Below are 7909 nucleotides of genomic sequence, written 5' to 3' on the forward strand. Positions count from 1 at the left end.
GCCGGCGACCGTCACGACCCTGCCGACGGCTGAACTCGTCGAACTGGAGGCCATCCTCGGCCATGAGATCCTGCGCGAGGCGAGCCCGGCCATCGTCAATGTCGGCGCGGTCTGGCTCATCGCCGAGATCGACGGCGCAGAGGCGCTGCTGGCGCTGAAACCCGATTTCGCGCGCTCGGCTGCCTTCGAGCGCCGCCTGGGCGTGACCGGCATCACGGTCTTCGCCAGGCGCGAGGGCGGCGGCCCCGAGATCGAGGTCCGGTCCTTCGCGCCCTCCTGCGGGGTGAACGAGGACCCGGTCTGCGGCAGCGGCAATGGCAGCGTTGCGGTCTTCCGGGCGGCGCGCGGGCTCTTGCCCGCTGGGGGCACGCGCTACGAGGCGGCCCAGGGCCGCTGCGTCGGGCGCGACGGCACGATCGCCATCTCGGTGGATGCGGGCGGCAAGGTCCAGGTCGGCGGCGCCTGCGTCACCACCGTGAACGGCACGCTTCTGCTCTGAAGGCTCCTGCTCTGAGGGCTTTCGCCCGCTGTCGCACCGCCAGGAGTGCCGTGGCTGCGGCGTTCCACGGGGCGGGCGGGCGCAGGCCGAGTTCCGCTGGCTGGCTCCGGCGGAACACTGCACCGACCTATCGCTTGCTCCGATCGGGGGCAGGTCTGGCGGCCATATCCGCCAGCGAATGGCATGAGCTTGCGAGCTCTCGCGATGCGCGCTGGGCAATGATGCGCAGGAACCTGTCATCCGCTGTCACGAAAGCCGCACCCGTCTGGACTGCTGCTGCCAGGTAGGTGCAGTCGTAGGCGGGATGCGAAATCTCGATTGCAAGACTCGCTGCCCGTTCCAGCAAACCAGCCATCGAGAGAAACGCGACCCCGGAGCGTTCAAGAAGCCTTGCCGCAAGGATGGCTTCTTCGCGTTCAAGTTCGCCGCGCGCTGTTTTCTTCCAAAGGACGTTCGCGCATTCCGGGATGAGAAGCTCCGGAGACGCGAAACGGAAGCGCGAGCGCAGATCGACGGCGGCTTGGGAGCCTTCTTCTTCGACGACCCATTTTATCGCGACGCTGGCATCGACGATCACCGTCTCCATTAGCGTTCGTCTCGGCCCTCGCGCATGAGCTCTTCGGAGGGTGTCTGCTTGCGGGACGCGGTCAGCCTCCTCAGGCTGGCTGCCAAGCTGTCGAAATCAGGCTCCGTTTCGTTTTGCAGAACCTGACGCAGGATTTCTCGATGCTCGGCTTCCGCCGAGCGGCCGTGTCGAGCGGCGCGCATTTTCAGTTTTAGTATCAGGTCGTCGTCCAGATTGCGGACATGGAGGTTTCCCGCCATCGATGTGCCTCCAATGATCTCATTGAGATCAAAGATAGCGATCGCATCACGGTCGCGCAAGGACAGGCGACCGCCGCGCGAGACGTGCTCACGGCCAGGGCATGAGTGGTGCGGCCCCGCGGTTTGGCAGCCCTTCCGAGCCGGTGAAGTGACGGGGGGCGGCACTATGCCTTTCGCATGGTGCGGCGCCAGGCCGCTCAGACGCGAACCTGATCGCCGATCGGCACCTTCCTGGCGAAGGGAACGAACGCCATGGCTGCGATCGTGAGGACGGCAACCAGTCCCCAGGCCTCGTTGATCGACAGGACCAGGGCTGCCTTCTCGACCAGTGGCTGAAGCAGCGCCTGGGCCTGGGCGTCGAGCGGCCCGGGCGGCCGCATCGCCATGAGTTCGAGGGGCACGCCGATGAACTTCGCCGTCTCGACATCGCCTCTTTGCAGCCGCTCCATGATCGCCGTGCCGTGCACGGGCGAGCGGCTGTAGATCACGGTGTCGATCAGGGCGAGACCGATCGCACCGCCCAGGTTTCGCATCAGGTTGAACAGGCCGCTGGCGTCGGGAACGCGCATCGGGGGAAGCTGTCCCAATGCGAGGCGCGTCGGTGGCAGAAGGCAAAACATGATGGCCAGGCCACGGACCACCTGCGGCCAGAACATCGCGTCATAGTCGGTCTGCGGGGTCTGAAAGGCACTCAGTCCCAGGCCGAGGGCGAAGAGGGTAAAGCCGATGCCGGTCAACAGGCGGACATCGACACGACGCTCCAGGGCAACGGCGACCGGCGCGATGGCAAGTTGGGCGGCGCCGGTCACCAGCATGATCTCGCCGATCTCGAGCGCATTGTGATCGCGCACGAAGGCCAGGAAGACCGGCATCAGATAGACCGATCCAAACAGCCCGATGCCGAGGACAAAGCTGAGGATGCTGCCGATCATGAAATTCCGGTCCGCAAAGCTTCTCAGATCGACGATCGGAGCATCGGCTTGCAAAGTCCGCCTGATGAAGCCGAGACCGCTCGCCAGGCTCAGCGCGATCAGCCCCAGGATCAGGCCCGAGATCCAGCCGCGCTGAGGTGCCTCCTTCAATGCGATCTCGATCGCTGCCAGCGCGATCGCCATCATCACCAGAGACAGGGCATCGAGCTTGCGCGCTTCGGTGAGGCTCGGCTTGTCACGTGGCAGGAGGAAAGCGGCTAGTGCTGCCGAGACGACGCCGGGAATGACGTTGATCAGGAACAGCCAGTGCCAGGAATAGGTCTGCGTGATCCAGCCGCCGACGATCGGCCCGACCGTTGGCGCGAGCACGGCAAAGACGCCGGCCAACGTCGTCGCGATGGCCTGCCTGCTCGGCGGGAAGAGCAAAAAGACAGCCGAAAAGACCGCGGGAATCAAAGTGCCGCCTGAAAACCCCTGAAGGACGCGCCAGGCGATCAGGGCCGGGAACGACTGGCTCGCCGCACAGCCGATGGAGGCTGCGGTAAAGACGGCGAGCGCCACGACGAACAGCCAGCGCATCGAGAGAAAGCGCGTCAGGAAACCCGTCAGCGGAATCGCGATGACCTCGGCGATGAGATAGGCGGTCTGGACCCAGCTCATCTGGTCGGGCGAAATGTCCAGTGCGCTCTGGATCGTCGGCAGGGAGGTGACGACGACCTGCACGTCGAGGATCGCCATGAACATGCCGATGCACATGGCGGCAAAGCCGATCCATGTCGCAGCGGTGACGCGCCCTTCGCCGATCGCATCAGCCGGTGGCGGCATGGCGAGCCTCTTCAAGCGCAGTATTCTCGGCGCGGATGCGGATCGTCAGGACGAGGCCGTTGGCGATCGAAAAGACTAGCGCGAACCATGGCAGGCCAAGGCACAGCGGCAGGACGGCGATCTCGCCAATGACGACGATGTAGTTCGGGTGCGACACGAACCGATAAGGGCCCCGTGCCACGAGCCTCTCGCCCGGTGCGACGATGATGCGGGTCGTCCAACGCCGGCCGAGCGTCACCAGCACCCAAAGGCGCAGCCCCTGAAACAGGAGGAAAGCCGCGAGCCAGCCGAGATGGATCGCTTGTGCCCAACCGAGCAGCCAAAGTCCGATCAGCCAGGCTGCGTGCAGCAGGACGATCAGCGGATAGTGGCCGGCAGCCTTCTCCACGGCGCCCTTGGCGAGCAAGGCAGACGTGTTTCTATGCGCGAGCCAGAGTTCGCCGATCCGCTCGGCCGTCACCAGGGCCAGCAAGACGATGGCCGGTGTCATGTCCCTTGCCGCAGCGAGGCGCAGCTCACGGTGAAGCCCGGCCCCATCGCCATCAGCAGCGTGCGCGAGGGCAGGCCTGCCGCGATCGCACGCTGGAGGACGAAGAGGGCGGTCGGAGCCGACATGTTGCCATAGTCGGACAGGACGGCACGTTCGTGGTCGAGCGCGCCTTGCGCGAGTGAAAACGCGCTTTCCAGGGCCTCGATCACCTTCTTCCCGCCGGGATGACAGGCAAAGAGATCGATGTCGGACAGCGACAGCCCTTCACGCTCCAGGATCCCTGCAATGGCTGGGTTGATCCGCTCCTCCGCGAAGGGCGGGATCGCCCGGTCGAAGATCACGCCAAAGCCCTGGGGATCGACCGTCCAGCCCATGATATCCAGCGTGTCGGGCCACATGTGCTGCCCGGTCATCTCGACCGTGGCGATGCCATCCGGCCCTGCCTGCAGGATGCAGGCTGCCGCGCCATCGCCGAACAAGGCGGTCGCAACGATGTTGGCCTTCGTCAAGACATCGAGTCGGAAAGCCAGCGTGCAGATCTCGACAGCCACGAGCAGGATTGTCGAACCTGGGCGCGACGCGGCCAGGCGGGACGCGATCGAGAAACCCGATACGCCGCCGGCACATCCCAGGCCGAACACCGGGACACGTTCGACGTCGCTTCTGAAGCCAAGTCTCTCGGCGACACGGGCATCGAGGCTGGGGGTCGCTATGCCCGTCGACGAGACCGTCACGATCGTATCGATCTCGGACGCCTGTAGTCTGGCGGCGCCCAGCGCCTGCGTCGTTGCATCCACGAACAGGTCGCAAGCGCCGGCGACATAGGCGGCGCTGCGCTCGGGCCATCCCAATGGCTGCAGATACCACTCGATCGGCCGGACGGCATAGCGGCGGCTGATGCCCGAATTTTCGAAGACGCGCGCAAGCTGCTCGAAATCGGGATAGCGGCCGGCAAAGCTCCGATGGGCGGCTGCCGCCACATCGCGCTGGCGAAACTCATGGGGCGGAACAGCCGTCGCGACGGAAACGAGCTTGACCGGGTGAGCCATAGCCACTTCCAGGCATGGCGGGCGGTGCCGCCCGATGCGGGCGGACCTGCAACGCCATGCCAACTATGCTTCAGCGAGCCCGCAAGTTCCAGAGGCAGGCTTGCGCATTACGCCGCGTGCGTCGCCATGCGACGAAGGCACGAGACGGTGGGATCATTGGACTGGCCTTTCAGCCTTGCCTCTCGGAACATTGTGCACGCTGAGAGCCGCGTGCACCGGAGGCTGAAGCAGCCCGGAAAACGGCAGCGCTCTTGCTCAGTGCAGGCCCTTAGCTATATTTTTAGCTAAGGAGATGCTCATGGCCCAGTTCTCGGTTCACGAGGCCAAGACCAACCTGTCCAAACTGATCGCTGACGCCCTGGAGGGTGCAGATGTGGTCATTGCCCGTGGCAACGTGCCTGTGGTGCGCCTGGTGCCGGTCAGACCACGCGGCAAGCGGCGCTTTGGGGTACTCAAGGGAAAGATCGCCGTCGATGCGCGCTTCGACGAGCCGCTGCCCGAGAATGAACTCGGCGGCTGGAATCTCACGTGAGGCTGCTGCTCGATACCCATGCTCTGATCTGGTGGCTGGCAGGTGACGAGGCGCTGAGCCCCCGTGCCCGAGAGGCTATTGGGGACGAGGGCAACAGCATCGCCGTCAGCGCCGCCTCGGCCATGGAGGTCGCCACCAAGTTCCGCATTGGCAAGTGCCCCCGCGCGGCGCTGCTCGCGCAGGACTTCGAGGCGATCATCGCAGATCAGGGCTTTGCCGAGCTGGCGGTCACCGTCCACCACGCGCTGCGGGCCGGCGAGATGAACATTGCGCACAAGGATCCGTTCGACCGCCTCCTCATTGCCCAGGCTCAATCCGAGGACATGGTGCTGATTTCGAACGAAGCATTGTTCGACAGCTTCGCAATCAAACGCCTTTGGTAGCGGGTTAGCAGACATGCCCGGGGTCGGGGGTGGGGCGTTCCGGAACTGGTGGCGGCCCGCCAGCAACGTCTGAGACGGGAGGCGAGCCGAAGTTGGCGCCTTGTCCGAAACCGGTCATAGGGCTCCAGACAATGATGCGCTCCCAATCTCGATGCTGAGGGCGCGTTTTCACAACCTCAAGCCAAACGAAAAATGGGCCGCCCCCGGCAGCCCGTTTCCGTATAAAGTCGAGGAGGCTCAGCCCTTGTCGACGACTTTCTTCACGGCGTCCCTACGCTGCCAAGCGCCTGCTGGGCTTCGCCCTTGCGGCCCCTGGACGGCGCCCCCCAAGGCAGGAACGACTACACCGAATAGTCGATCGAGAGCATGTGGTCCTTGCCCATGCGGTCGCCATAGACCGGGAACTTGGTCAGAGACGTGTCGATCGCATGAACGTCGGCGGTGCTGAGCTGCACGCGGCCCGCCCCCAGATTTTCCAGCAGATGGGTTTTGCTGCGCGTGCCCGGGATCGGGACGATATTCGGGCTCTTCGCCATAAGCCAGGCGAGCGCGATTTGTGACGGCGTCGCGCCCTTCTTGGCTGCGTAGTCCTTCAGCCACTCGACGATCGGCATGTTGAGGGGCATGAACTCCTTCGAGAACCGTGGGAAGCCCGCACGGAAGTCCGTCTTCTCGTCGTACGTCGTGCTCGGATCGTACTTGCCGGTCAGGAAGCCCATCGCCACGGGCGACCACGGCACAAGGCCGATACCCAGCTCGTTGCAGGTGTCGAGGATGCCGTTCAGCTCTACGTTGCGGGTCCACATCGAATATTCGTTCTGAACAGCCGTGACCGGCTGCACGGCATGCGCGCGGCGGATGGTTTTCGCGCTTGGCTCCGAAAGGCCGAAGCCCAACACCTTGCCCTGCTTGATGAGGTCCTGCACGGCGCCGGCGACGTCCTCGATCGGCACCGCGGGATCGACGCGGTGCTGGTAGTACAGATCGATGTGATCGGTCCGAAGACGCTTCAGGGACTCCTCGACAACGCGCTTGATGCGCTCCGGCCGGCTATCGAGCGCAACGGTCCCATTGATTGCGAAGCCGAATTTGGTCGCGATCTTGACCTTGTCCCGGAACGGCTGGAGCGCCTCGCCGACGAGCTCCTCATTGATGTAGGGGCCGTACACCTCAGCCGTGTCGAAAAATGTCACGCCATCCTCGAACGCTGTGCGGATGGTCTTGATGCCTTGGTCCTTGGGGACGGGCCCGTTGTAATTGCCGCTCTGGTTCATGCAGCCGAAGCCAAGCTCCGAGACTTCCAAATTGGCGAGCTTGCGGGTCTTCATCGTGATCATCCTTGGGGGCTGGACCGTCTGAGCACTGGCATTCGACCAGGTGGCGATCTGTGCGGCAGCGGCTCCGGCGAGGAAGGTGCGGCGGCTGAGAGGGGTGTATTCGGCCATTGGTCGTCCTCTGGCTTGCGGGGCGGCATCAGCCGCCGTGTCGATGGCCATACGTAGCCCAGGCGGCGCCTTTCGATTAGGCTGCACACTTCGCTTGGGTCTATCGAAGATGTGCATCAATGAAGCGCGATGAACTGAACGACCTTGCGGCTTTCCTGGCCGTGGCGGAGGCGGGAAGCTTCACGCGAGCGGCGGCCAAGCTCGACATGTCGCAGTCGGCCCTGAGCCACGCCATCCAGCAGTTGGAAGAGAGGTTGGGCATCCGGTTGCTGGCGCGAACGACGCGCAGCGTCTCGCCGACGGAAGCCGGGCGGCGCCTGATGCGGACGTTGAAGCCCGCGTTGACGGACATTTATGCCGAGATCGCGGGCTTGAGCGAACTGCGCGACAAGCCCGCCGGAACGCTGCGCATCACCACGGTGAAGCATGCGGCCGTATCGGTTCTTTTGCCGAAGCTCCGCACTTTCATGGCCGAGCATCCCGATATTGCGATCGAAATATCGGCAGACGAGGCCTTGATGGACATCGTCGCCGGGAATTTTGATGCTGGCGTGCGTCTGGGAGAGCGGCTTGAGAACGACATGATCGCGGTCCGGATTGGACCCGAGATGCGCTCGGCGATCGTTGGATCGCCAGCCTACTTCGCAAGACACCCTGTCCCGGTCTCGCCGCACGATCTGACGCAGCACAACTGCATCAACTACCGCCAGACGGGCTCCGGTGGCCTTTATGCCTGGGAATTCGAGAAGGACGGGCAGGAGCTGTCCGTGCGCGTGGCGGGCTCGCTTGTGTTCAGCGATGCCGACCTCATTCTACAGGCAGCGCTCGACGGACATGGGCTGGCCACGACCTTTGAAACGCAAGCCGAGGGCCACGTCGCTTCCGGCCGACTCATGCGTGTCCTGAAGGATTGGTGCGCGCCCTATCCA

10 protein-coding genes are annotated in these 7909 nt (G+C 64.3%); 4 read left to right on the forward strand and 6 right to left on the reverse strand.

Annotated features, from left to right (window positions below):
- Positions 1–499 (forward strand): PhzF family phenazine biosynthesis protein (locus AC1DJT_RS31290; protein ID WP_476835579.1); only part of this gene is annotated, 499 nt, incomplete at its 5' end.
- A 127-nt stretch (positions 500–626) separates the two neighbouring features.
- Here AC1DJT_RS31290 and AC1DJT_RS31295 read toward each other — a convergent pair.
- The 5 genes from AC1DJT_RS31295 to AC1DJT_RS31315 all read right to left on the reverse strand — a co-directional run bounded on the left by AC1DJT_RS31295 (position 627) and on the right by AC1DJT_RS31315 (position 4620).
- Positions 627–1085, reverse strand: coding sequence for a type II toxin-antitoxin system VapC family toxin (locus AC1DJT_RS31295; RefSeq protein WP_476769267.1), 459 nt, complete (start codon positions 1083–1085; stop codon positions 627–629).
- On the reverse strand, positions 1085–1384 hold the full coding sequence (locus AC1DJT_RS31300; RefSeq protein WP_441507561.1) for a FitA-like ribbon-helix-helix domain-containing protein: 300 nt from the start codon (positions 1382–1384) through the stop codon (positions 1085–1087). The genes AC1DJT_RS31295 and AC1DJT_RS31300 overlap by 1 nt, the downstream gene beginning before the upstream one ends.
- A 137-nt stretch (positions 1385–1521) precedes the next feature.
- The gene (locus tag AC1DJT_RS31305; protein ID WP_441507560.1) at positions 1522–3081 is read right to left on the reverse strand and encodes a DHA2 family efflux MFS transporter permease subunit; all 1560 of its coding nucleotides are present in this window, start codon (positions 3079–3081) and stop codon (positions 1522–1524) included.
- On the reverse strand, positions 3065–3571 hold the full coding sequence (locus AC1DJT_RS31310; protein WP_441507559.1) for an isoprenylcysteine carboxyl methyltransferase family protein: 507 nt from the start codon (positions 3569–3571) through the stop codon (positions 3065–3067). Before AC1DJT_RS31310 ends, AC1DJT_RS31305 begins: the two co-directional genes overlap by 17 nt.
- On the reverse strand, positions 3568–4620 hold the full coding sequence (locus tag AC1DJT_RS31315; protein WP_441493384.1) for a type III polyketide synthase: 1053 nt from the start codon (positions 4618–4620) through the stop codon (positions 3568–3570). The genes AC1DJT_RS31310 and AC1DJT_RS31315 overlap by 4 nt, the downstream gene beginning before the upstream one ends.
- 298 nt (positions 4621–4918) lie before the next feature.
- Between AC1DJT_RS31315 and AC1DJT_RS31320 the strand changes: the two genes are divergently transcribed.
- Positions 4919–5152: a type II toxin-antitoxin system Phd/YefM family antitoxin gene (locus AC1DJT_RS31320; protein ID WP_476769268.1), complete on the forward strand. Its 234-nt coding sequence runs from the start codon at positions 4919–4921 to the stop codon at positions 5150–5152.
- Positions 5149–5535, forward strand: a complete 387-nt coding sequence (locus tag AC1DJT_RS31325; protein ID WP_441507557.1) for a type II toxin-antitoxin system VapC family toxin — start codon at positions 5149–5151, stop codon at positions 5533–5535. Before AC1DJT_RS31320 ends, AC1DJT_RS31325 begins: the two co-directional genes overlap by 4 nt.
- 341 nt (positions 5536–5876) lie before the next feature.
- Here the strand turns inward: AC1DJT_RS31325 and AC1DJT_RS31330 are convergent, their stop codons facing one another.
- The gene (locus tag AC1DJT_RS31330) at positions 5877–6863 is read right to left on the reverse strand and encodes an aldo/keto reductase (RefSeq protein WP_476835581.1); all 987 of its coding nucleotides are present in this window, start codon (positions 6861–6863) and stop codon (positions 5877–5879) included.
- A gap of 236 nt (positions 6864–7099) precedes the next feature.
- Between AC1DJT_RS31330 and AC1DJT_RS31335 the strand changes: the two genes are divergently transcribed.
- Positions 7100–7909, forward strand: an 810-nt coding sequence (locus tag AC1DJT_RS31335; RefSeq protein ID WP_476835580.1) for a LysR family transcriptional regulator, incomplete at its 3' end; no start/stop codon positions are given.

The sequence above is a fragment of the Allobosea sp. 05T422_2 genome, assembly GCF_056396265.1.